Origin of the sequence: Halobacillus alkaliphilus (assembly GCF_900113125.1) — a bacterium.
Lineage (GTDB): Bacteria > Bacillota > Bacilli > Bacillales > Halobacillaceae > Halobacillus > Halobacillus alkaliphilus.
The window spans coordinates 161,090-184,937 of the sequence record NZ_FOOG01000002.1; the positions used below are offsets into that span (position 1 = coordinate 161,090).

General features: G+C 33.1%; 21 protein-coding genes and 1 pseudogene. 1 reads left to right on the top strand and 21 read right to left on the bottom strand.

The annotated features are described in order from the left end of the window. Nucleotides 1-92: 92 nt before the first annotated feature. The 20 genes and pseudogenes from BMZ06_RS02380 to BMZ06_RS02475 form a co-directional block, all read right to left on the bottom strand. On the bottom strand, nucleotides 93-1,124 hold the full coding sequence (locus BMZ06_RS02380; protein WP_089749785.1) for a GDP-mannose 4,6-dehydratase: 1,032 nt from the start codon (nucleotides 1,122-1,124) through the stop codon (nucleotides 93-95). Continuing rightward, the gene (locus tag BMZ06_RS02385; protein ID WP_089749787.1) at nucleotides 1,099-2,472 is read right to left on the bottom strand and encodes a UDP-glucose dehydrogenase family protein; all 1,374 of its coding nucleotides are present in this window, start codon (nucleotides 2,470-2,472) and stop codon (nucleotides 1,099-1,101) included. Before BMZ06_RS02385 ends, BMZ06_RS02380 begins: the two co-directional genes overlap by 26 nt. A 142-nt stretch (nucleotides 2,473-2,614) precedes the next feature. Then, the gene (locus BMZ06_RS02390) at nucleotides 2,615-3,868 is read right to left on the bottom strand and encodes a lipopolysaccharide biosynthesis protein (RefSeq protein WP_175477773.1); all 1,254 of its coding nucleotides are present in this window, start codon (nucleotides 3,866-3,868) and stop codon (nucleotides 2,615-2,617) included. Between the two features lie 448 nt (nucleotides 3,869-4,316). After that, nucleotides 4,317-5,444, bottom strand: a complete 1,128-nt coding sequence (gene wecB / locus BMZ06_RS02395; RefSeq protein WP_089749791.1) for a non-hydrolyzing UDP-N-acetylglucosamine 2-epimerase — start codon at nucleotides 5,442-5,444, stop codon at nucleotides 4,317-4,319. Next, complete coding sequence (locus tag BMZ06_RS02400) at nucleotides 5,444-6,313, bottom strand: SDR family oxidoreductase (protein ID WP_089749793.1); 870 nt, start codon at nucleotides 6,311-6,313, stop codon at nucleotides 5,444-5,446. The genes wecB and BMZ06_RS02400 overlap by 1 nt, the downstream gene beginning before the upstream one ends. Further along, nucleotides 6,314-7,336: a polysaccharide biosynthesis protein gene (locus BMZ06_RS02405; RefSeq protein ID WP_089749795.1), complete on the bottom strand. Its 1,023-nt coding sequence runs from the start codon at nucleotides 7,334-7,336 to the stop codon at nucleotides 6,314-6,316. A gap of 74 nt (nucleotides 7,337-7,410) precedes the next feature. Further along, on the bottom strand, nucleotides 7,411-8,466 hold the full coding sequence (locus BMZ06_RS02410) for an EpsG family protein (protein WP_089749797.1): 1,056 nt from the start codon (nucleotides 8,464-8,466) through the stop codon (nucleotides 7,411-7,413). A gap of 5 nt (nucleotides 8,467-8,471) precedes the next feature. Then, the gene (locus tag BMZ06_RS02415; protein ID WP_089749799.1) at nucleotides 8,472-9,674 is read right to left on the bottom strand and encodes a glycosyltransferase; all 1,203 of its coding nucleotides are present in this window, start codon (nucleotides 9,672-9,674) and stop codon (nucleotides 8,472-8,474) included. After that, nucleotides 9,671-10,627 carry a glycosyltransferase gene (locus BMZ06_RS02420; protein ID WP_089749801.1) on the bottom strand — a complete coding sequence of 319 codons (957 nt, stop codon included), beginning with the start codon at nucleotides 10,625-10,627 and terminating at the stop codon, nucleotides 9,671-9,673. Before BMZ06_RS02420 ends, BMZ06_RS02415 begins: the two co-directional genes overlap by 4 nt. 172 nt (nucleotides 10,628-10,799) lie before the next feature. Further along, complete coding sequence (locus BMZ06_RS02425) at nucleotides 10,800-11,717, bottom strand: ATP-grasp fold amidoligase family protein (protein WP_089749802.1); 918 nt, start codon at nucleotides 11,715-11,717, stop codon at nucleotides 10,800-10,802. Between the two features lies 1 nt (nucleotide 11,718). Then, complete coding sequence (locus BMZ06_RS02430) at nucleotides 11,719-12,825, bottom strand: glycosyltransferase family 4 protein (RefSeq protein ID WP_089749804.1); 1,107 nt, start codon at nucleotides 12,823-12,825, stop codon at nucleotides 11,719-11,721. A 14-nt stretch (nucleotides 12,826-12,839) separates the two neighbouring features. Next, nucleotides 12,840-13,796, bottom strand: a complete 957-nt coding sequence (locus BMZ06_RS02435; RefSeq protein ID WP_089749805.1) for an NAD(P)-dependent oxidoreductase — start codon at nucleotides 13,794-13,796, stop codon at nucleotides 12,840-12,842. Beyond that, nucleotides 13,753-14,736, bottom strand: coding sequence for an acyltransferase family protein (locus BMZ06_RS02440; RefSeq protein WP_089749807.1), 984 nt, complete (start codon nucleotides 14,734-14,736; stop codon nucleotides 13,753-13,755). The genes BMZ06_RS02435 and BMZ06_RS02440 overlap by 44 nt, the downstream gene beginning before the upstream one ends. Before the next feature lie 2 nt (nucleotides 14,737-14,738). After that, entirely contained in the window at nucleotides 14,739-15,581 is an 843-nt protein-coding gene (locus tag BMZ06_RS02445; RefSeq protein ID WP_089749808.1) for an aldolase/citrate lyase family protein, read from the bottom strand. 13 nt (nucleotides 15,582-15,594) lie between these two features. Continuing rightward, nucleotides 15,595-16,203 carry a sugar transferase gene (locus tag BMZ06_RS02450; RefSeq protein ID WP_089749810.1) on the bottom strand — a complete coding sequence of 203 codons (609 nt, stop codon included), beginning with the start codon at nucleotides 16,201-16,203 and terminating at the stop codon, nucleotides 15,595-15,597. Between the two features lie 291 nt (nucleotides 16,204-16,494). After that, a pseudogene (locus BMZ06_RS02455) lies at nucleotides 16,495-16,780 on the bottom strand (polysaccharide biosynthesis protein); the annotation flags it as partial. A 55-nt stretch (nucleotides 16,781-16,835) separates the two neighbouring features. Continuing rightward, nucleotides 16,836-18,701, bottom strand: coding sequence for a polysaccharide biosynthesis protein (locus BMZ06_RS02460; protein WP_217646818.1), 1,866 nt, complete (start codon nucleotides 18,699-18,701; stop codon nucleotides 16,836-16,838). 331 nt (nucleotides 18,702-19,032) lie between these two features. Then, entirely contained in the window at nucleotides 19,033-19,800 is a 768-nt protein-coding gene (locus tag BMZ06_RS02465) for a tyrosine-protein phosphatase (RefSeq protein ID WP_089749812.1), read from the bottom strand. A 192-nt stretch (nucleotides 19,801-19,992) separates the two neighbouring features. After that, a complete protein-coding gene (locus tag BMZ06_RS02470) occupies nucleotides 19,993-20,691 on the bottom strand; it encodes a CpsD/CapB family tyrosine-protein kinase (protein WP_175477774.1) in 699 nt (232 codons plus the stop codon). Further along, nucleotides 20,681-21,439 carry a YveK family protein gene (locus BMZ06_RS02475; protein ID WP_089749813.1) on the bottom strand — a complete coding sequence of 253 codons (759 nt, stop codon included), beginning with the start codon at nucleotides 21,437-21,439 and terminating at the stop codon, nucleotides 20,681-20,683. Before BMZ06_RS02475 ends, BMZ06_RS02470 begins: the two co-directional genes overlap by 11 nt. 757 nt (nucleotides 21,440-22,196) lie before the next feature. Here BMZ06_RS02475 and BMZ06_RS02480 point away from each other — a divergent pair. Continuing rightward, entirely contained in the window at nucleotides 22,197-23,174 is a 978-nt protein-coding gene (locus tag BMZ06_RS02480; protein ID WP_089749815.1) for a C40 family peptidase, read from the top strand. A 186-nt stretch (nucleotides 23,175-23,360) separates the two neighbouring features. Here BMZ06_RS02480 and BMZ06_RS02485 read toward each other — a convergent pair whose 3' ends face one another. Then, entirely contained in the window at nucleotides 23,361-23,555 is a 195-nt protein-coding gene (locus BMZ06_RS02485) for a hypothetical protein (RefSeq protein WP_139205791.1), read from the bottom strand. Nucleotides 23,556-23,848: the final 293 nt, after the last annotated feature.

Below are 23,848 nucleotides of genomic sequence, written 5' to 3' on the forward strand. Positions count from 1 at the left end.
CACATATATTATATAAAACGAAATAACACCAACGCAAAATGTTGGTGCTATTACAATTTTGTTCGTATATTTTATGGTTCAGTCAAAAGAATTTACTTCTTATTATAGTAATCCACATACCAATCAGCAAACTTCTGCAAGCCATTCTGAATGGTCGTTTCCGGCTTAAACCCTACCGCTTCTTGTAGTTGATCAGTAGAAGCATAAGTAGCAGGTACGTCTCCAGGTTTAATAGGCTCATATTCTTTCTTAAATTCAATATCTTCACCTAGAGCATTACTTAAGGCTTTCTCTAATGATTCAATGAAAGTCATTAACTTTTCAGGCTTATTGTTACCGATATTGAAAACTTTATGCGGAGCACCTTGCTCTCCATTCGGCTCATTGCTCAACAGTCGCTCAATTCCAACTACAATATCATCGATATAAGTGAAGTCACGATAAAGATCATTTTCAAAGTCACCATTGTTATAAATCTTAATAGGTTCCCCTGAGAAGTATCTATGTGTGAATCCGAAATAAGCCATATCTGGACGTCCCATTGGGCCATAAACTGTAAAGAACCTCAGGCCTGTTGCAGGGATATTGTAAAGATGACTATACGTATGGGCCATCAATTCATTAGACTTTTTAGTCGAAGCATATAAAGATACCGGGTGGTCAACAAAATCCGTTTCTTCAAAAGGAACTTTTTTATTCGCTCCGTACACAGAACTTGAAGAAGCATAAACTAAATGATCTACAGAGTTATGACGACAAGCTTCTAAAATATTATAGAAGCCTATAACATTGCTCTCCATATAAGCATCTGGATTTTCGATTGAATACCGGACGCCTGCCTGCGCTGCCAAATGAACAACAATATCCGGTTTATTGTTGGAGAATACCTCAGTAATTACTTCTTTATCCGATATGTCTGCTTTAATAAAAGAAAAATCATCACAAGGTTTAAGCTTATCTAGTCTATTATGTTTAAGATTAACGTCGTAATAGTTATTAAGATTGTCGATACCTATCACTCTACAACCCTGATCAAGTAATTTCTTAGAAAGATAATAGCCGATAAAACCAGCAGCACCTGTAACAAGATATAGTTTACTAGTGTCTAGCACTTTGTAGTTCATGAGATGACCCCTTTGTTGTTTCTGCGCTTCCACTTTTTCTACCAATGGAGTGATATTCTACTCCCGCTTCTTTCATTTCGTTAATGGAATAAATATTTCTTCCATCAAATAATAATGGAGTTCTCATTAACCTCTTATACATTAGTGGATCTATTGCTTTAATTTCTCCCCATTCCGTAAAGATGAAGCATACATTAGCATCTTGCAGTGCCTGCTCAATACTATGCACATATGTGATGCTTCCATTTCCACTTGGACCTCCAGGGTACAACTTCGCAAAATTATTGGTACCTACAGGATCATATGCATAAATATCAGCTCCCTGTGACAATAGAAGAGGGACATTCTCAAGGGAGGGGGCCTCTCTTAAATCATCTGTACCAGGTTTAAAAGTTAGTCCAAGAATAGCAACCTTTAAACCACTAAAAGTGATAAGTCTATTGCTAGCTTTCTTATATAAGATTGTTTTCTGTTTTTTATTCACGCTTATAGCTGCTTTAACAGTTTGAAGTTCATAGCTATTTTGCTGAGCTAAATAATCAAGTGCCTGGGTATCTTTAGGGAAACAAGAACCTCCAAAACCAATTCCAGCATTTAAAAACTTAGCTCCAATACGTTCATCGTAGCTCATACCTTCAGCTACATCTTGAATATCAGCACCAACGAGTTCACATAAATTAGCAATATCGTTCATGTAAGAGATTTTAAGCGCTAAGAAGTCATTGGAAGCATATTTAATCATTTCTGCTGATCTTCTATTTACCGAAACAATGGGTATATTAAACGGTTTATAAATACTATTAAGCATTTCTTCGGACCATTTACTTTCCGTACCAATAATTATGCGTTCAGCGTGCAGGGTGTCATGTACAGCTGACCCTTGAGCTAGAAATTCTGGATTTGAAGCTACCTCAACAACTACGTCATTGACTAAGAAATCTTGAATAAACTGTTCAACTCTATCATTAGTACCAACAGGCACTGTAGATTTAACTACTACTAAACAATGATTTTCCACAGTCTCAGCAATTTGTCTTGCAACTGTTGCGATATAAGTTAGATTAGCAGAACCATCTGGTTGTTCGGGAGTTCCAACCCCTAAAAATATAGCATCTGCATCTTTGTATGCTGTTTTATAATCCGTTGTATAATCTATTCTTCCTGCTGAATAATTTTTTTTCATCAGTTCTTCTAAACCTTCTTCATAGATAGGAGAAATTCCAGATTTCATTAGGTTTACTTTATCTTCATCGATATCTACACAAGTTACATGATGTCCAAATTCAGCAAAACAAACGCCTGCGACTAAGCCAACGTAACCTGTTCCAGCTACAGTTATTTTAGACATTAAGCTCACCTTCCTTTAATTTTAATTTATATAGAAGTGAAATAATAAATTTTCATTTTATGACTTCCAATTATCATTAACACTCTTTTCTCAAATCCATTAAATAATAAAACAAACATACAACCATTATATTTTTGGTAATTCATAAGTTATTAGAAAAAAGTTTACGAGACTTCACTATAACAACAATTATATGTATAAAATAAAGTAAACCACTTAAAATACTAAATAAAGCTATTGCTAGAATATCATCAGAATAATATACAAGACCAATGTATAGACCCAGTAATTGAAAAACAGATAAAATTATTGTAAATAACAAATGAAATCTTTGAGCGCGTATTACAGAAATCGAAACAACCGACGGTTTATTAACAAATAACAACATTGACATGAACGCTATCCACCTTGCGTATTCACCTGCAGTGCTCCAATCAGGGCCGAAGACTAAGCTATACATCCATGGACCAAATATTATTACTGACCCAAAAGGTATAATTCCTATTAAAAACAAACCCCCTGAGGATTTCAAGATTAATTTTGTGATATTTTGATTATTATTTGAAGCTTCTGCTATTTTAGGATAAAATACATCTCCAACTGATTTACCTATTAATTGACTCGGAATTCCTAGCGAAGTTCTTGCAAGAGTATAAAAACCTGCCGCCGTTGGACCAAAAAAAGTTGTTAAAAGTATTACTGGTAAATTAAGTGTCATAGCACTAATAAAAACTTCTGGAGCTCTGTATAGAGGAAAATCTTTATATTTTGATAATACTTCTTTAAAAGAAAACTTCTTATCTTTAAAATCTATTTTATATTCTTGGTCTAAATTCCTTATCTTTAACCTAATAATTAGTGCAGATAAACCCGTCTTTATTGATGTTAAAAAAATCAGGATTGATGCAAATGGATAAAATAAACCTATACCTACCATCCCACCATAAATTAATAAAGGTTGTAGTATACTTACTTTAGCTATTACAGAAAATAATTGTTTCCTAATAAGCCATTGTTTCTGAATTTCAAATAAACCCGTAAGCAAAATTGTAACTGGAACTAAAAAAATAAAATAAGATATTTTTTCAGCATTAAGTATTCTTATTATATTATCGTGGAATATAACTATAAAAGCAAAAAATATTAGTACAATAAATATTGTTATTCTAATACATACACTAACTATATGTCGTGCTTCTCTATCACTTTTAGGTATAACAATTGCAATTGGTAGTGTTAAAGCTGCAATTGGTGTAAAAATTGTAATAATTGCTATAAATGTTCCCATTAATCCATAAGCTTCTGGACCATACAACCTTGTTATTATTGGGAGTAATATTATTGATAACAGTTGCGCTATTGCGGTTCCTGAAGCTACAATCATCACATTTTTCATGAATTTCTTCTTTAAGATCTTGTTGATAAAATTTTCAGTCCGCATTTCTATCTCTTTTCTATAGCTTATGTTTATAGTCAAAACCAATATTAATGAAACTATATTAAACACAATGTAAATGAACAAAGTTAACTCAAATAATAAAAGGGAAAAGTATTTATTACAAATAACAACTTTAGACTTGTAATACTGAGTTTGCTTGAGTAATAAACTAATTTAACTAGCTATTATAGTAAAAGTTTTCAAAAAAACTTTAATAGCTAGTAGAAGGTTATCGATCTCATTTTAAAAACACTTCAATAAAAAAACAACAAACCTATCAATAGGCTACTTATTTAATAAGTTTTTTACAGAGTTTATTTAGTAAAACTCCTCTATAACGGTGTTCTCTTCTAAATAATAGCTACCATTATTAATAAAATTTTAAATTCACACCTACATTTTTTTACTAATATTTCCTCCACACCATTCTATTTACGATACCTGTATAACTTTGAATGATTTTTATAATCTTAATACTAACATTCTTATCAGTATAGTCAGGTACATCTACACCTAATTCTCCATGTTCATCCATCTCTGTAGCCATATTTACAGCTTGCACTACCTGTTCAGTTGTAATACTACCAATAATCATATTGCCTTTATCTAAAACTTCAGGACGTTCAGTACTTGTTCTCACTGAAACGGCAGGAAACTTAAAGTATGATGCTTCTTCTGCCACAGTTCCGCTATCTGATACAACACAAAAGGCATTTAATTGAAGACTATTGTAGTCCGAAAAACTAAATGGTGGCAATTCTTCCACGTTAGAGTGGAATTTAAATCCACGTTCTTGTATTATCTTCTTACTTCTTGGATGAGTACTATAAATAACTGGCATATTATATTTTTCTGCTAAGGTATTTACAGCATTCATTAGTTCTATAAAATTCTTATGGTTGTCGATATTCTCTTCACGATGTGCAGAAAGTAATATATACTCCCCTTTTTTTAGACTAAGTGATTCTAAAACTTTACTGTTCTTAATCTTATCTTTATTTGCATTGAGAACTTCCGCCATTGGCGATCCCACCACATAAGTTCTTTCTTTTGAAACTCCTTCAGAATTTAGATATTTTCTCGCATGCTCTGTGTAACAAAGGTTAACATCACTGGTATGATCAATTATCCTTCTATTTATTTCTTCAGGTAAATTTTCATCAAAGCACCTGTTTCCTGCTTCCATATGAAAAATAGGAATTTTTAACCTTTTTGCAGAAATAACACTAAGACATGAGTTTGTATCTCCAAGTACTAAAACCGCATCCGGTTCTTTTTCTTTCATTATTTCATAAGTTTTTGCAATAACATTTCCTATAGCTATTCCTAGATTATCTCCCGAAATACCCAAGTAGTAATCCGGTACTCTTAAGCCCAACTCTTTAAAAAATATTTCATTGAGATTGTAATCATAATTCTGTCCTGTATGAACTAAAATGTGATCAAAATACTTGTCACACTTTTTAACAGTTTCTGATAATTTAATTATCTCAGGACGAGTGCCTACTATTGTCATAACTTTTAATTTACTCATTATTTTATTTCCTCCAAATTAAAATAATGCGGATAGAGATATTTATGGTTTTCTATCCACTCTACCATTTCAATTACCATCTTCTCATAACTTGGTACTTCGAAATCAAAATCATTTCTAGTATTTATAAGAGATTTATCAATTACCACTCTACTAGATGGTATTATTTCTAATGAATTATTTTTCATATGTTTATTAAATAACCTAAGTAAATCAAATTTGTTAATTGATTCATTATTTACCAAGTTATATACTCCACATAAATTTCCTTTTAATGCTTTTTCAATTGCTTTCGCTAATGTCAGTGTAGTAACACCAGTCCATATAGCTTTATTATATCCATTAATCTTACCTTCTTGGTTCATAAACCAGTTGAACAACCCTATACCTTCCTCGTTTAGGTCTGGACCAATAATGGAATTTCTAAAAGTTAAATCCTTTGAGTTTTCAAGTTCACCTAAAGCTTTAGACCTATCATAAAAAGTTTCCCCATCTTTAAATGACTTCTCAGTATAGCTTCCTGTTTTTCCTGAAAATACACAATCCGTGCTCATATGGATAACTTTTGTTTTCATATCACTAGTGATTTCACTTAAGTAATGAGGTAAATAGCTATTTAGAATAACTGCAAGAGATTTTTTTGTTTCTGCCTCTTTATTTAATATTCCAATTGCATTAATTACAGCATCAAAATTTCCTTCTTTAATAATTTTTTTCAATTGAGGAAATTCAGTAACGTCACCAATTATATTATTACAATGCTTAAATTGACTTCTACTAAAGGCAGTTACATTATAACCGACTTCTTTTAAATATATAGATATTATATGCCCCGCCATTCCAGTAGCTCCAAGTACTAGAATATTCATTTAATTCTCCTTCCATTTCTTTAATTCATTTTGCATATAATCTAAATTAAGTAATTTATTTTTTATTTCATCAATATTTAATCTCTCAGTATTATGGGAATTATAGTCTTCCACTTGTTGTATTTGTTCGTTGCCTTCCACAAAATATTTATCATAGTTAAGATCCCTTATATCAGCCGGCACCCTATAAAACCCCCCTAAGTCTTTTGCAAGTACATGCTCTTCCTTAGTAAGTAGTGTTTCATATAATTTTTCGCCATGACGTGTACCAATAAATTTTATTTCATTATCTACTTCAAATAGTTCCTTAATTGCTTGAGCTAATTCTCCTATTGTACACGCTGGCGACTTCTGAACCATTATGTCTCCTGCTTCTGCATTTTTAAAAGCGAAAACCACTAGCTCTACCGCCTCTTCCAAACTCATTAAAAACCTTGTCATATTTGAATCAGTTACGGTTAAAGGCTGCCCATTTTTAATCTGATTTATAAATAATGGTATAACTGAACCTCTTGAAGCCATTACATTTTCATAGCGAGTGCCACAAATTAAAGTCCTTTTAGGATCTACAGTTTTAGATTTAGCTACAAATGTTTTTTCCATCATGGCTTTTGAGATACCCATTGCATTAATTGGGTAAGCAGCTTTATCTGTTGATAAACAAATAACTTTTTTCACTCCATAGTCTACGGACGCTGTGAGAACGTTTTCTGTACCAATAACATTTGTTTTCACCGCATCCAGCGGAAAAAATTCACAAGACGGTACTTGCTTAAGGGCTGCAGCATGAAATATGTAATCCACACCATGTATTGCGTTTTTTATACTACCTATATCACGTACATCTCCAAGATAAAATTTTAATTTTTCATTTTTATATAAATTTCTCATATCATCTTGTTTTTTCTCGTCTCTTGAAAAAATTCTAATTTCTTTAACATCCGTATGTAAAAATCTTTTCATTACAGCATTCCCAAAGGATCCTGTTCCACCGGTAATGAGAAGGGTCTTATTTTTAAACATAAATTTTCCTCCAAGTTTCATATATTATTTATTATAGAGCTCTAAAAGATAAACAAGTATAGGTGATTGTTCAGTTATTGCCAAAAAAATAAATAATTATCTAAGTCGGTATTATAAATGATTTTTCCGAAAAACAAATATAAACCTATTATTATATAGCCTCCCATTCCAATAAATCTAATTAACTTATCATCTATTGAATTAAATAAATTCGGGACATAAATTATCATAAAGATAAAAAAATAATAATATAGTCTAGTAACTGCTGGATGAAATTGAGTAACTGGCATTATTAATAAAGCAGTTATCATCATATAAAAAAAATATTTATTATTTTCATTTTTGTTAATTAACATCTTCCTATAAATCACACCAATAATTACTGAAAATAATATGAAGAGATATAAAAAACTTCCTCCCGTTTCAATTTCCGTATAGTTGTTTTTAGAGTAACTAGTAAGGAAAGAAAACAATTCATTCCTAAGTCCAATTATTATTAGAGCAATTAAAGAGAATAATAATAATATTCTTCTATTTAATTTTATTTTATTAAGCCAATAGCTAGGTAAAAAAATTAATGCAGTTATATGAAATGAAGAAGCCAACAAAACAAAGGTTAAAAATGGTATCAATCGCTTTTCAATAATATACTTAAAAGCAATCATTATTAGTGCAATAGCAATAGTCTGCCTGATCGCTGAGAACCCAAAAGTGTAAAAGCCGAATAATATAAATAGCAAATAACTATACATTGCATTTTGTGAGAATTTATAAATATAAAATGAAACAACGCTAATATAAAATATTGCCATAAACACTAGTAAGTATTGAAATTCTCCAAACACTCTATCAATAGTATATTCATAAAGTTTATATCCATGCTCAATTTGGACATCTAGCGTTTGAGAAAGACTATTAAATTGCATTTTTTCAAAGGAGTTGTAATATGCTGTTGTATCTATACCTACTGAAAGTCCTCTTAACCCTAATATTATAATTAACATTAATGACACTAGAAATATATAAATTGTTTTTAGACTTACAGTTCGATCTTTAAGCAATAGTTTTTTTCTATTGAAATATGGGTAAGTTAAAACAATTAAAAGTAGCATTGCTAGAAAAGTAACCATTGAAATCACGCCTTATATAATTTAAGGTACTGCTCGTACATCAGCTTTTTGGAATAAACTTCTTGTGCTTTACTAGAGATATCTATAGGGTCACTCTCTTTTTTAAAAAGCCACTTCTTTATAGTTTTTTCTAATTCTTTGATATTACCTTGTTCTACAAATTCACTATATTCATTAAGTGAGATAGTTTCTGGAGCCCCAGCTTTAAAACCCACAACTGGAGTACCGCAAGCTAATGATTCAGCACAAACCATTGAAAAAGTTTCTTTTTCACTTGTTAACAACGTTACATCCGCCAATGAATAAAACATTGCTAGATCTCTTTGATTATTAGTGCGCGAAATTGCTGTTACATTCTTTGGTAAGTTATCAGCATCTCCATCAAAACCTACTATAAAAAATCGAATATTTTCATTCTCTAATGCTTTTGCTAGTTTGATCACATTCTTACCACCCTTTATAGGTTGGTTAAAACTTGGAGTTACATGCAAAACTATCTTTTCACCGTTAATTTCAAATCTCTTTTTTAGTTTTGTGGCATCTACTAATTTAAAAGTATTTTCAGTGTCAATACCGTTTAAGACAACTTTCATTTCTTTATCAAGAAAAAATGGAGATTGAATTGCTCTATCATGAAGCCATTTCGATACTGAGGTTATTATAAGATTATCAAATCCTTCAAAAGCTTCTTTCATTAAAACCCATTCATCTGCACTTCTATCAAATATTTTAGATGAGGGTCTCCCTGAATTTTTTTGGGGGCAACTTCCACATCCACTTTTCCATTTTTCACAGTCTAGAGCATGTGCGCAACCTGCAGTATACATGAATTCTGCGTGAAGAGTAAGAACTGTTTTAATTTTATTTTTCTTCAAAAACTTCAGTAGTTTATAGATATTTACCATATATGAGTTAATACAATGTAAATGTACAATATCTGGATTTTCTTTGTTTATTATTTTTTTTAAAGATAAGGTTGAGTATAGACTTCCACCATAAGCATAGCCTGTTATTTTTGACCGTAAAGATTGCATTTTCATTACTAGTTCAGGAGCAGTCTTATGTACATTTTGATCATTAACTCGCCCCCCTCTTCCATAACAAATTATTGATTCATGTCCGTTTTCAAGTAATTGAGTATGCAAATCCTTCACTATTTTTCCTGTACTACCTGATGGGTAAACAGCATTGACTTGAATTACTTTCATTTTATGCCTCTGTGAAATTTACTTTTGAGAATACGATTCATACTCTTTAATAACATTATGAATTGTCCTCTAACTAAGAACACTAAGTACTTAGATTTTTCAAATGTCGTAAATTCATTATTATTTTTCAACTCTAATATATATGTTCTTCTTAATACTGTGTCTTTTTTTGTAGTACAGTAATAAAATAATATAGTCTTTAAATAGTAATTTTTTTCTATTACTTCTGTTCTGATTTGTTGTAATAAGCTAATAAGATACTTGTTCACTTCAACTGGCTGCAAATTTGCTAATCGTATTGTATCTTGATTACCGTGTACTCTAGATTTAACTAGCTCTCTTTCATATAAATAAAAATCATTACCCTTCAACGCTAATTGCAACCAACAAGCCCAATCCTGAATAAATTTATAGTCTTCATTAAAGCCATTCAAGTCTTCCAATGCATTCTTGGGAATTAGTAAAGAACAACCGCCCAAGCTTTTACCACTACACAGATATTTAAACATATCCTTACCTGAATATAATCCGCTCTGAAATTGATTAGGGCGAGAAATGGGGTCTCCACTAGAATTAATTAATCCCGTTTTACAGGAAATAATTGTCTTAGTAGGGTTAAAATTTTTAGAGTTTATTTGATGAATTTGAGACTTGATTTTATCTGGAGAGTATAAATCATCGTGACTTAACCAAGAGAACAATTCGCCATTCATTTTTAAAATTCCAAAGTTTAACGCAGTAGATACTCCTCCATTTTCTTTAGAGAAATATCGAATTTTCTCACCGAAACTCAATGCTATTTCTTCTGTTGCACCATTATCGTTCGAGCCATCATTTACAACAATTATTTCTACGTTATCGTAAGACTGTTTTAAGGCGCTTTCTATACTCTCTTTCAGATAATTACTACCGTTATACACCGGTATAATAATCGAAACTAAAGGATGATACATATAAACACTCTTTTCTAAAATTTATATTAATTTGGGATACTTACTTAAGTTTTCCTCTAAAATATATTCCTATAAGTATTTAATTTGATTTTTAACTTTTAGTTTAATATTTATTATTATATAAATACACACCATTCACAAGATAGCAGTCAAACACATAGATTACGGATTCTTATTTACGGGAAGGAGGTAGAATAAACTGATCTCCCAAGACAAAATCAAATTCATCAGGGATAAACCGTGTATAACCACTTGCATTATAAAAAGTCATTTCACCAAATGTTATCTTTCCATCAACATTATAAAAATCCACACGAACATGTGGAAAGTCCTTAGATAATATCTCAGCTATTTCCACCATTTTATTAAAGTTAAGTGGCCTAGGTATCTCTCTATTTATCTTTCCAAAATCTGCTCTTCTATAAGGTAATTGACGGAATTCCCTATCAAAAAAACCTAGTTTTCCATCTTCATGATTATCTGTATAATCTATCATCGTATATAAGCAATACACATTTCCGTTAAAACAAAAGAACTTATAGTCCGGTAAATCATTATTTATATCTCTCTCCAAAAGTTTTTCAACAATAATTTTACGTTCGCAATTGTAGTAACCCCATTCTCTTCCATAGCTCTTACTACTTCTATTCATCCACTCATTTAATTGCATTTTCACTTTACTTTCACTTATTTTATATTTGTCTGATACAAATATATTTGTACCAGATCCTGTGGTCACTTTTATAGCGAAAGAATCAGGTAATTCTTTAAAATTGATATCGTCTACTCTATCATAAACTGCAAATATTTCATTTAAATATTTGCCTAGTCCTTTACTTTCTACATAGTTGCGAACAGTGTACTTATCTGAACAAAGAGTAATTAGAGGATCATGATATTTCAATTTATACCACTGCAGTTTTTCAGTATACCGTTTTGGTTTTTTTAGGTTGAGTTTATTCCCTGTTTTAATACGGTACTGAATTTTCACCATAACTTTATCCGGAATAAATTCAAAAAAATCCAATAATTTATACCTAGTTTTTGGATTTTTGATAATATTTTTATAAAAGTTCATTTTTTCACCCAATTTACTTAATATCCATGATATCTAACATATGATTATTAACCTTATTAACTTCATAAAATTCTTTACATATCCTTAAACTTTCATTAGACATCTCTTTAACTTTAATAGGATATTCAATCAAAATTTTCATCTTTTCAGCTAGGTTTACACTATCTTTTGGTTGAATTAAAAAGCCATTTTTTTCGTTAATTACTGCATCTCGGCAACCCGGCCAGTCAGTTGTAATTACAGGTCTAGCCATGGCCATAGCTTCCAATATAGTTCTTGGTAATCCCTCGCGATAATAAGTGGGGAGTACAAATACTGACGATTCCTTTAAGTAAGGAATTACATCCTTAGTCTCACCTGGGAATTCTATTGATCCGTCTTCAATGTATGGATTAATATCTTCAGGTGCTATAGCTCCAAGAGAGTTATCAAACCCTCCGACTAGAATAAATCTAGCGTTGGGGTATTTTTTTTTAACAATTCTTGCAGCATTTGCAAACTCAAATATGCCTTTTTCTTTTATTATTCTTGCTATCATCAAAAACACATGATTTTCAGGTAGTTCATTATTTTTAAATTTCTCCATGTTAACCCCTGAGCCATTGACTCTTACTGCTTTCTCTTTGGCAATATATTTTAAGTTAACTAACCTTTTCAAATCATCAGTGTTCTGAAAAATAACAGTATTGGTGGGTTTCAGAGCTCGTTTATATAGAAGTCCTGTGATTAATCTCACTGCTCTTGCTTTCATGCCAGTCGAGGCATAAACCCTCCCTAATCCTGTAATCATTGGATAGATTTTTTTCACTCCAACACTATGCGCAGCCATACTACTATAGATTACAGGTTTAATAGTATAACTAAATACTAAATCCGGCTTTTCTTCTTTCATCACTTTTTTAAGTTCTTTGTAATATTTAATATCTCCGAGTGCACTAATATTATCTTTATTAAACGGTACTTCAATGAATTTTACTCCCAATGCTAGAACATCTTCAATATGATCTTTGTTAGGACCGATTGCTATTACTTCATGTCCTTTTGATATCATTTTCTTAATAAGGTCACCTCTAAAATTATAGAGAGTTTTATTTTTCGGCGATATTACCATTATTTTCATATTTTTCCCTCATTTTACAACTTATTCGGTATCGTTATACTATTTAAGTTTTCTTTTATTGTTGTAAACATTCTTTCCATAACATTATCAGATATAAATGAATTATGTGGAGTAACAAAGACTTTTTCGTTTTCCCACAAAATACTACTTTCTTGTAACGGTTCCTCTTCAAATACATCTAAAGATACACCTGAAAATTTTCCATTTTGAATCGAATCCATTAGTGCTAACTCATTAATGATTCCTCCTCGGGAGAGATTGATAAGTACACTATTTTCTTTCATAAAAGTTATTCTATTAGCATCAAACAAATAATGAGTTTCGCTTGTAAGTGGCAGAGTTAGAATTACAATGTCACTTTTACTTAAAACATTATTTAAATCGTAGTTTAAATAGTATTCATCAATAAAATGAGAATGCTTTATCGTTCTTCCCACGGCTAAGACTTTTACACCAAACACTTTAAGTCGCTTTGCAATTTCATTACCAACATCTCCTAAACCTATTATAGCTGCCGTTTTCCCATACAGTTCTAATAAGTCTCGTTGCTTTATCCATTCCTTATTATATTGCTGTTTATAGAAATCCTTACTTTTTTTATAGATCTCTAAGATTTTCAGAATTGCCCATTCAGCCATTGGAATACTATAAACCCCCTTAGCATTAAAAAGTTTAATATCCATTTCTTTTATATAATCAAGAGGGATTCTATCTAAACCGGCACTAGTTAACTGAACAAATTTCAGATTTTTAAATTCAGATATATCATTGTACAAAAATAAACTATTGCAGATTACACCATGAATATTGCTTACATCTATTTGTAGTGGCTCCCGTTCTTCTTGTACATGTATAATTTCAAAACCCATTGACTCTAATTCTCTAACTTGAGCATTTGTATAATTATAGGCGCCCGTGATTAAAAGGTTAATATTCCGCACCCCCGGTAACATTTCTGGATAGTTTATCATATCTAGTTACGTCCAAAATATTGCTTACCTTTGATCCAATAATATGAAGTAAGTATGCTGCAATTATTATAATCGCTGTAATTAACACCCAATTTAAAGGAAATACTATGTGATCCAGTCTAGGAATAATCACGTATTGCACTAAATAAATTTCTAGAGTAATCTTAGCTAGAAAATTAATCGAGTTTTTTATTTTTAATGGTAGCATCTCTAAAGAGCTATCAATTCCAGAAAAGCATCTAAAGAGGTAATAAAGCACAAAAAATAACACTATTTGATTTGATATTTGATAAGGACTCATGTATTCAAAATGTACAAATGCTAATTTTGATACAAAATACAAACTAATTAATACAAGAAGTAATAACCAGTTGATGTAATAGTTATAGTTCATATATTTAGATTTTTTAATTCTAAAATAAGCTCCTAGTAGCATTGATTGAAAAAACAGAAACCGTACCATTGGTTCTCGAACAGTATCAATATGATAAAAAGATTTATCATAGAAGAAAACGTAAATTACTATCTGTATTAAAAAGATCACTAACATAACTAGAGGAATATTATTTTTTAATTTTTTATTATTGATGACCAAATAATAAGGAACATATAACAATACAATAGACGCAATAAAATGGTAGTATGTAGGAAATAAAAAGTACTCACTTATAGACCATCCATCAAACTTATAAAAGCCCAGTCCTATATAGATTAAAGTTATTATCCAAATTGTCGGATAAACTCTTATTAGCCTTTTCCAATACCATTTGGAAAATGAATATTTTAAATTAACTAAAACGAACCCCGCTACTGCAAAGAATAAAACATCACCAAGTAAGCCCCCATTAGCAATTAAGTCTGTTGGATATACTCCTGAGTAATGAGCGTTGGTAATTAAGATAGCAGCTAAAGCTTTCATTACTGTAATGAAAAAAATCATAATTAAACTCCCACTTTATTTTTCTCGATACCATTAACTATACTTTCTACTTTTTCTTTGACTGTTTTACGGTTCACTTCAAAGAATCTCTTGTTAGAGTTTAACAGAATCTTCTCGTAATTCCTTATATCCTTCACTCCACTATTGAATAATGACTCAATTTGAGGACCAGTTGCCTTAAAATTACTAGTATTACAGAAGCTTCTAGACAAAATAACCATGCTTGATCCTAAGCGATAATGTTCTGCAATTATATTCTCTGCTGATAAAGCACCTTGCCCAAGCTTTGCGATCCCTCCAAATCCATAAGGGATGCTTTTTTCTTTTATCCTATTGCAAAGTCTCTCAACTGTTCCATCAACTAATAGTTCAAACATAAAATATTTACGATAGCCTATATGAAGATCATTTAAACCTATGTGAATATAGTCTATCCCCTCTACTTCCAAAATTGAATCAATGTTTTCTACAGCCTCAGGGGTTTCTAGAAGAAGACAAGTCTTAGCTCTATCATTTACATGACTAATAAAATCTTTAACTTCTTTGTTTGTTTTAAACATTGGTAGCATTACAATGTCAGCTCCACCGCTAACAACTTCATCTATCTCACTTTTAGAATTTTCATTGATTGGATTAACCCTTACAAGTAATTCTGAGTTATTAAGTACTGGTTTAATCTCTTTTATATCCTCAATACTATGTCGTGAAATTACAGTGTCTAATTTACCTTGACGTTCTTCCTTTCCATTAATCTCAAGATCAAGAAATATCCAATCCACTCCACTTTCATCAGCTATTTGAGCTACTTTTTCTTCATTTGTTATATACATTAGCTTTAGTGACATTATTGACCTCCATTTATTTGTTATATTTTTTTTGTACTGTTTCACCTGTATTTATGTTGTCTTTCATAAATACAACTTTAGCAACAGTTTTTAAGAAAATTCTGCAATCAAAATAAAGTGAACAACTTGTTGAATATTCCACATCGTATTTAATCCTTTCATTCCAAGGCAATCCTTTTCTACCATTAATTTGAGCCCACCCTGTAACTCCTGGTCTCACTTCAAATCTTTTTTTTTGTTTTTCTGTGTAATCCTCAAGAGGCCAAGGGTGGTATGTTAGAGTTGGACGAGGTCCAATCATTGACATTTCACCTTTTAAAATATTGATGAATTGGGGGAATTCATCAATACTTGTCTTTCTAATAAACCTACCAACTCTAGTAACTCTCATATCACCCTTTGTTTCATAAACTCCTTTTTCTTCTGCACCTACGCACATTGAACGAAATTTATACAGTTTAAATACTTTACCATTCAAACCAAGACGCTCTTGTTTAAAAAAGACTGGTCCCTTCGAATCTAACTTAATAGCAATAGCTACTAAAATTAAAAGTGGAGAGAGAACTATTATTCCTAATAGCGAAAAAACTTTATCTAATAAATTTTTAACATTTATATACATTTTTATTTCTTTGCCTCCTCAATAGCATACACCACTTAAATATACCTAAATCAACTTTTTACAAGTGGTTTATTATCTATAAGATCAACCACTTTTTCCTTTAAACTTACAGAAGATATTAACTCTACTTCACTATATAAGTAACTCTTGAATAGGCACATTATTATCTTTTCCTACTTAATCTTAGGATAAATTTGTTCAGAGTGTACCCCGTCATTACCCGAAGACGAAAACTCTTTATAAATTTTTCAGTTCTAACCCCCCTTAAAATGCAAAGGAAACTTTGCCTCAAAACCCAGATAGTGAGATCAGATTCTTTGCCACACCCATCATTTTCACGGGCTCCCCAATATCTAACACAAAAACCTCTCTACCACGTGCGAATGCTCCAGCTTGCACCACTAGTCTTGACTTGAATCTTTATTGTCATGAAGTATCTTTTCATTTAGGGGTGCGTCACTGTAACGGGGCCACTATTAACAATTTGGTTGTTACACAATGGAATTACGCTCCCTCGGCTTGCATGTACATTACCAAATCTAATCGCAACAAACTTTATCTTACTTCTCCTATTTAATTACATTAATTCGTGGGTACTTCGTTTACTTTCAATTTGTCTCCCAATGTTCTCTCTAATTCACATGTTCGAGAATCGGTGCATTATTCGGTAAACGGTTGTTCGCTAAGTCAATCGCATATTCTTTCAGATCATCCACCTTAATCTCTAAATGGTGATCAACTAAATATTGAACTAATTGATATTCAAACTCCACTGTCTTCCCAATGAAGATCTTCGGAAAGACTGGCTTCTTATTCACTTCTTTATCACTGAGAAGCTCTTCATACATTTTCTCACCCGGACGAATTCCATTGAATTGAATTGGAATCTGTTCTTCAGTAAACCCAGAAAGATGAATCAAGTTTTTCGCAAGATCTACAATCCTCACCGGTTCACCCATATCAAGAACAAAAACTTCGCCACCTCGAGCCAATGCTCCTGCTTGAAGCACTAATCGTGAAGCTTCCGGAATAGTCATAAAATATCTCGTCATATCAGGATGAGTAACTGTAACAGGACCGCCAGCAGCAATCTGCTTCTTAAACAATGGAATCACACTGCCACGACTGCCGAGTACATTCCCAAATCGAACCGCAACAAATTTCGTATGGCTTTTCTTACTTATATTCTGAACAACCATTTCAGCAATCCGCTTCGTCGCTCCCATTACATTCGGAGGGTTGACAGCTTTATCCGTGGAAACAAGCACAAAAGCTTTCACGCCTGCATAATGCGCTGCTTCAGCAACATTCTTCGTTCCAATGACGTTATTCTTAACCGCCTCTTTCGGATTTACTTCCATCAGAGGCACATGTTTGTGAGCAGCAGCATGATAAATATAAGAAGGGGCGTAATCCTGAACCACTTGAAAGATACGCTCAAGGTCTTGAACATCAGCAATAACGGTTACAAGTTCAGTATCCAAGTCTAGTTGTTTGAGTTCCATATGTATTGTATAGATACTGTTTTCCCCATGCCCTAATAAGATCAGTTGTTTTGGACCGAATTTCACAAGCTGTCGGCAAATTTCTGAGCCGATACTTCCTCCAGCCCCTGTGACCATAACGGTTCTTCCTTTTATTTCGGATTGGATCGAGTTAATATCAAGGTCCACTGGTTCACGGCCTAATAAATCTTCAATTTGCACGTCACGGATCTGATTAACCGATACATTGCCAAGGGCGATATCTTCAATCATCGGAAGAGTTTGTATGTTGGATACTACGCTTTTCGCATCTTTAATGATTTCTTTAATCCTTGATTGTTTAATAGAAGGCATAGCTATGACTATATGGTTAACTTTATGCTTATTAACCACTTCTTTTAGATGTTTGCTGCTTCCTAAGACAGGCAGACCAGAAATACTTAGGTGATGCATTGTAAAATCATCATCTATGAACCCTACTATATTCGTGTTAATATCCTTTGAACCTTTCATTTGCCTAGCTAACATACGTCCCGCTGAACCAGCACCTACAATCAAGGTCTGTTTCATATTAGGGTTATTTTTCACCAATCGAGCCTTTTTACCTTTCGGATTAAAAGTGAGTCCGTATGTTTTATAATAACGCCAAGCAAACCGCACTCCACCAATGAGTAAAACGTGTAACATCCATGTAATTGCTAAGGCTCGCTCGTAAACCACGCTAAAAGCCACGAATTGAACTAAAGCTGCACTTAGTATAGATAAACTAACCACTACGATGATTCCAATTAATTCTTCCATACTGGCATAGCGCCATTTCTTTTTATACATCCCTAACACCGCAGAGAACAAATGATGTGTTAATAGCAAGATAATAGCTGAAACTAGCATAATACGATCAAATACTGCTACATAGGGATTTAAGAAGAAATGGGACATGTAAATGGAAAAGGAAACAATGATGGAATCAATAAGTATTAATAAAATAAGTCTTTTCCTTTGAGAAGCAAACATTTCTATTATCCTCTCCTAATCAAAACGTGGTTAATCCCTTACTAAATAGTAATGAGATTTTATAAAAGCTTGAAAAAATACACACAAACCTTTATTTCTGTGTAGTAACAATTTACTAGTATGAGTATTTAATATAACTTTATAACATTGTTTATTATAACAGGTTTAGATTTCCGAATGAAGGGGAACAAGGGAATATTTTACACAATATTAATAGATTTTGGAATGTGTCTAATCATTTTTTATTATTGCGCTTTCACGAATAATAAAAAACAACTTCAGTCATAAAAATTGACTAGAAGTTGTTAGTATTATTACGTTATTCAACTTTTTAGAATAGTCCAAAAGTCTTCTTCTTTTTCACGTGCTGCGGTGGATCCGAGGCTAATATTCCGTTTTCCAACAATTCTTCCGCATTCTCAGAAAGAAGATAGACCATATCCAGTCCAAATTCTTTCCTCACTTCACTATAAGCTTCAGTCATACAGAAGCCTCTACTTGAAGTATTGTGGGCATCAGAAGCTATGAGGTGAGCTAGGTTTGCTCCTAACAATTGCTTCGAGAATTTTTTAATCTTCTTTCCGAAATGACCGCATACACTACCGGCGGTGAGTTGAACGAAAGCTCCATTTTTAACCAGCGTGTAAAGCGTATCTGGATGTTCCATAATGTGTTTATTCCGTTCTGGGTGAACGATAATCGGATGATATCCTTCCACCTGTAAATCAAACAGTAACTTGCTAGTGTAGCGCGGGACACTGTCAGGCGGAAACTCTACGAATACAAATTTAGTGTCTACATTTAGCGATAATACCTCTTCACTTTTTATGCCTTCTAGCATCTCTCCGTGAATCCTTGTTTCCTGCCCTGGGAGGACTTTCAATTCAATTCCTCGTTCACTTAATTGCCGGTTTAATTCTCCAACTTGAATCAATATATCGTTTTTATAATTATTATAGGTTCCATTCATATGGTGCGGCGTAGCAATGATGGTATCAATTCCATCCTCTACAGCTGCTTTAGCCATATCCATACTTTCTTCCATGGTCTGCGCTCCGTCGTCTACCCCCGGAAGAATGTGGCTATGAATATCGATCATATGCCGGACTCCTCTCTCTGTTATATTCTTAGGTTATTAGTCTTATAAAATCTAATATAGAGTATATCAGTTTAAGGTCTCGAATTGAAGATATTTTAGTAGAATCATGTTGTTTTTTATAATACAAATCCCAACATTTTTTGAACATTTCTAATAATTTATTATAAAAAAGAGAGAGGAAAGTCCCTCTCTCTAGTTTCCGTAATAATAATAGTAGTTACTGTCTTTAGCATCCATATCATTGAGTACCACACCAAGAATATTGGCTCTCGATTGTTCCAATTGTTCTTTCGCTTTACCAGCTGCTTCCTGTTCGGTCTGCTTGCTGCGCACAACCAGTAACGCGCCATCTACAAACTTAGATAGCACCTGAGAGTCGGCAACCGCTAATACAGGTGGCGTATCAAAGATGATTATATCATAGTGTTCTTTAGCTTCTTCAATTAACTTTTCCATCATCGTTGAACCTAGTAATTCAGAAGGGTTCGGGGGGATCGGACCAGATGGAAGAAGATCTAGATTCTCTATGCGGCTTTCTTTTGCTAGTTCTTTCAGAGAACGATTCCTTACTAGATAATTACTCAACCCAGAGGTATTATCAGCACGGAAAGTGTAATGCACGGTAGGTTTACGTAGGTCGGCATCGACCAGCAAAACTTTCTTACCTTGTTGCGCAAATACCACAGCCACATTAGCGGTTGTCAAAGACTTCCCTTCCGACGGACCAGCAGACGTAACAATCATGGTTTCTAGTTCTTTATCGACAGAGGCAAATTGTAAATTGGTACGGATAGTCCGGTATTGTTCTGAAATCGGAGATTTAGGATTGTCATTTGCAATAATGGTTCGGACTGACGTTTGTTGGTTCTTTTGCTTTTTGTTAAGCGCCAATAGATTCACTCCTTACCTTTGTGTCTTCAGTCTTTTTTCTTGAAGGGCGACGCTCCGGCAAATCTTCTTCTGTAATGGTCGAAACAACACCCATAACAGGAAGGTCTAGATGACTTTCTATATCTTCTTCAGATTTAAGCGTATTATCCAAATACTCCAGTAAGAAGGCCAGTCCCACTCCTGCCATTAATCCAATCACCAGGCCGATAGCGATATTCAGTAATGGTTTTGGACTCACTTGTGTTGGTGTCGAACCAACAGCCGCTTCGGATAAAACATTCACGTTATCTACATTCATTAATTGAGGAATGTCTTCTTTAAACACCTGCACAGTTGTATTGGCGATCGCAGCCGCCAGCTGAGGATCCTCATCTGTTACGACAACATTAACCACCTGAGATTGTTCAGCGTTAGAAACTTGAAGCTTATTAGATAAAGCCCCTGATGTTATGTCTAACCCTAATTCTTCAACCACTTGATCTAGGATCCTAGGACTTTTAATTATTACGTTATATGTATTTATTAAGTCGATATTAGTTTGTAATTCGTTACCTTCATAAATATTATTTTGCGACTGCGATTGAGATTGATTTACAATGAATTGGGATGAAGCTTCATAAGACGGCGTTAACACAAAGAAGGTGACTAAAGCACTAATAATCGCCGCTCCGACAGCAAGACCAATAATAAGTAAAAAACGTTTTTTCAGAACCTCAAATATTTCCTTAAGGGATATTGTTTCTTCCATTACTAAACCTCCAGATATTGTCGATTTTCAAAACATAGAGTCATTATATCATAGATAAATATGGGAATGAGTGCACACTTGTTAATTTTTCAAATAGTTTACAATTTACAGACTAAAGTCTGGTGACCGAATGCACAAAAAACCATAACATAGTTTATATCGACAGAATAAGTGCATAATTAAATAGATAAAAAGGCAGGATAATATTCCATTATTATCCTGCCTTTTTATCTATTTATTGATTTTGTATCTATTGTAATTCAGATCATAAGTAATAATAGACTGATAAAGAGAAGCAGTAAATAAATCTAATACTATTTATATATATGTAGTAATGAATAAATGGATTGTAAAAAGAGGACCTACTGTGAAGTAAGTATAAAGATACTGTTTCTATATTATCTACTATTTTTATTGGTTCTATATTTACGACTTAATTGTATGCTTATTCCCTCTATCTACTACGTTAATTTCATTTCTTATCTATAGGAAAACCTAATATAAATGAAATGGATTTCCATAATATGTAATTTGATTATGTGGTCGATTATATAAAATTTCCACACTTTTGTAACCAATACGAAAATTTCATAGAGGCTACAGTCTAGTAAACCCGCGTCCTATACCCATTTTATGAATCTCGCAAACCCTCTGTCATTTAATTGTTACACAACTGTAAATTCATGACGTAAATTGTTGTGATACATTAGAAAAGGATTAAGAGAGACGAAAAAAATTTCAGGGGGATTAATAATTTATGAAGAAAGCTCTTATGTCGTTGCTCGCATTTTCTATGGTTTTTCTACTGTTCGTACCTAACTCTTTAGCAGGCTCAAGAATTGGGAACCAAATAGTAGATCTAGCATTCAAGTACGACTATGCACCCTATGTTTGGGGCGGTACTTCAACAAGCGGATTTGATTGTTCAGGATATACGCAGTATGTATATGATAAGGCAGGCATTGATCTACCTCGTACATCTAGATCACAGTATGGCGAAGGAGATTATGTAAGGCGTTCAAACTTGCAGCCTGGCGATCTAGTATTCTTCGGAGATCCAATCTGGCACGTAGGGATATACATAGGAAACAACAAAATGATTTCTGCTGAAAATCCGAGTGACGACATAACCGTAGCTTCTCTTACTGGTTACTGGGACCGTAACTACCGCGGCGCTAAGCGTGTAGCTGATGTCGGCGTATCCAGTAGTTCACTTCCAACTGGAAGCTATCACGATCTTGACAGCAATCACTGGTCTGCAGATGCTGTAAGTTCACTAAGTAAACAGGGTATTATTGATGGTTATGACGGAGATCTATTCAAGCCTAAAAACGATGTAACTCGTGCGGAAGCCGCTAAAATGCTTGCCGATGCGCTTGATTTAGACAACGGTTCAGGCTCAAGCTTTAATGATGTATCTTCTTCTCACTGGGCTTCTGACTATATTGAAGCTGCAGCCGATGAAGGCTATCTATCAGGCTATGGAGATGGTAGTTTCAAACCTAGCCAATCGATCACTCGTGCGGAAATTGCATCAATCTTCGCTAGAGCATTTAATTTAAACTCTTATGGAAGCAACCCATTCTATGATGTCAGCAGCAGTCACTGGGCGTATGACGATATTAAAGCCCTTAATGCAAATGATATTACAGAGGGTTATGAAGATGGTTCATTCCGAGTAAACAACGAAGCTACTCGTAGTGAGTTCGCAGTATTCTTATACCGCGCTTTGTAAGTTTTTAAACCTAAAAAAGCCTTTTTTCCTGAAAATAAGAAAAAAGGCTTTTTTATTTCTCTAGTTTTTCTCTTTCTTCTCTTAAAAATATACCTAGTTTCTTCTATTATATATAGCTGCTTAGCTTCCTCTTTTTCTTTACTTCTTTGCATTACCTTCCGTGAGCCAGAACTATCGTCTTTAAGACTACTCTCTATTAATTAATGACATCACCTTCCCTAGAATAAGAAGAGCTATCCACACTACTCCTCCCCCGCCCAGCGAATAAATCACTCCTGTAATAAAGCGATTCGACGTAATATATGTATGAATAAAACCCGTAATTTGGCTATCAAGCATCAGATAGCTCAAAAGCACAACAAAAACTAGTAATGTTCTCATAAATGGCACTCACCCGTCTTCTCTCTTCTTCATATACTACCCTCCTAAATACTATTCTCCTTTAAAGCGCAGGGATTGGCCTTGTTTTTAAGGGTTCAAAAATTTTCTATTCCTTCATTACGACTGTAGAAAAAACACGCCAAAAATGTAAGACTCCTTTATATGTTCATCTTGACTTTACATTTAAACTCCCTAATCCTGAAGGATTCATTGCCAGAAAGGCTGGTCATCTTCTATAGCATAAAGTTAAAAGGCTCTACTATTGCATACAACTATGTAGAAGTTAATGCATA

Excerpts from the sequence above, each read along its gene's own strand:
- BMZ06_RS02380 (WP_089749785.1), bottom strand. The coding sequence starts at position 1,124 with ATGAACTACAAAGTGCTAGACACTAGTAAACTATATCTTGTTACAGGT.
- BMZ06_RS02385 (WP_089749787.1), bottom strand. The coding sequence starts at position 2,472 with ATGTCTAAAATAACTGTAGCTGGAACAGGTTACGTTGGCTTAGTCGCA.
- BMZ06_RS02390 (WP_175477773.1), bottom strand. The coding sequence starts at position 3,868 with ATGAAAAATGTGATGATTGTAGCTTCAGGAACCGCAATAGCGCAACTG.
- wecB (WP_089749791.1), bottom strand. The coding sequence starts at position 5,444 with ATGAGTAAATTAAAAGTTATGACAATAGTAGGCACTCGTCCTGAGATA.
- BMZ06_RS02400 (WP_089749793.1), bottom strand. The coding sequence starts at position 6,313 with ATGAATATTCTAGTACTTGGAGCTACTGGAATGGCGGGGCATATAATA.
- BMZ06_RS02405 (WP_089749795.1), bottom strand. The coding sequence starts at position 7,336 with ATGTTTAAAAATAAGACCCTTCTCATTACCGGTGGAACAGGATCCTTT.
- BMZ06_RS02410 (WP_089749797.1), bottom strand. The coding sequence starts at position 8,466 with ATGGTTACTTTTCTAGCAATGCTACTTTTAATTGTTTTAACTTACCCA.
- BMZ06_RS02415 (WP_089749799.1), bottom strand. The coding sequence starts at position 9,674 with ATGAAAGTAATTCAAGTCAATGCTGTTTACCCATCAGGTAGTACAGGA.
- BMZ06_RS02420 (WP_089749801.1), bottom strand. The coding sequence starts at position 10,627 with ATGTATCATCCTTTAGTTTCGATTATTATACCGGTGTATAACGGTAGT.
- BMZ06_RS02430 (WP_089749804.1), bottom strand. The coding sequence starts at position 12,825 with ATGAAAATAATGGTAATATCGCCGAAAAATAAAACTCTCTATAATTTT.
- BMZ06_RS02435 (WP_089749805.1), bottom strand. The coding sequence starts at position 13,796 with ATGATAAACTATCCAGAAATGTTACCGGGGGTGCGGAATATTAACCTT.
- BMZ06_RS02440 (WP_089749807.1), bottom strand. The coding sequence starts at position 14,736 with ATGATTTTTTTCATTACAGTAATGAAAGCTTTAGCTGCTATCTTAATT.
- BMZ06_RS02445 (WP_089749808.1), bottom strand. The coding sequence starts at position 15,581 with ATGTCACTAAAGCTAATGTATATAACAAATGAAGAAAAAGTAGCTCAA.
- BMZ06_RS02450 (WP_089749810.1), bottom strand. The coding sequence starts at position 16,203 with ATGTATATAAATGTTAAAAATTTATTAGATAAAGTTTTTTCGCTATTA.
- BMZ06_RS02460 (WP_217646818.1), bottom strand. The coding sequence starts at position 18,701 with ATGTTTGCTTCTCAAAGGAAAAGACTTATTTTATTAATACTTATTGAT.
- BMZ06_RS02465 (WP_089749812.1), bottom strand. The coding sequence starts at position 19,800 with ATGATCGATATTCATAGCCACATTCTTCCGGGGGTAGACGACGGAGCG.
- BMZ06_RS02475 (WP_089749813.1), bottom strand. The coding sequence starts at position 21,439 with ATGGAAGAAACAATATCCCTTAAGGAAATATTTGAGGTTCTGAAAAAA.
- BMZ06_RS02480 (WP_089749815.1), top strand. The coding sequence starts at position 22,197 with ATGAAGAAAGCTCTTATGTCGTTGCTCGCATTTTCTATGGTTTTTCTA.
- BMZ06_RS02485 (WP_139205791.1), bottom strand. The coding sequence starts at position 23,555 with ATGAGAACATTACTAGTTTTTGTTGTGCTTTTGAGCTATCTGATGCTT.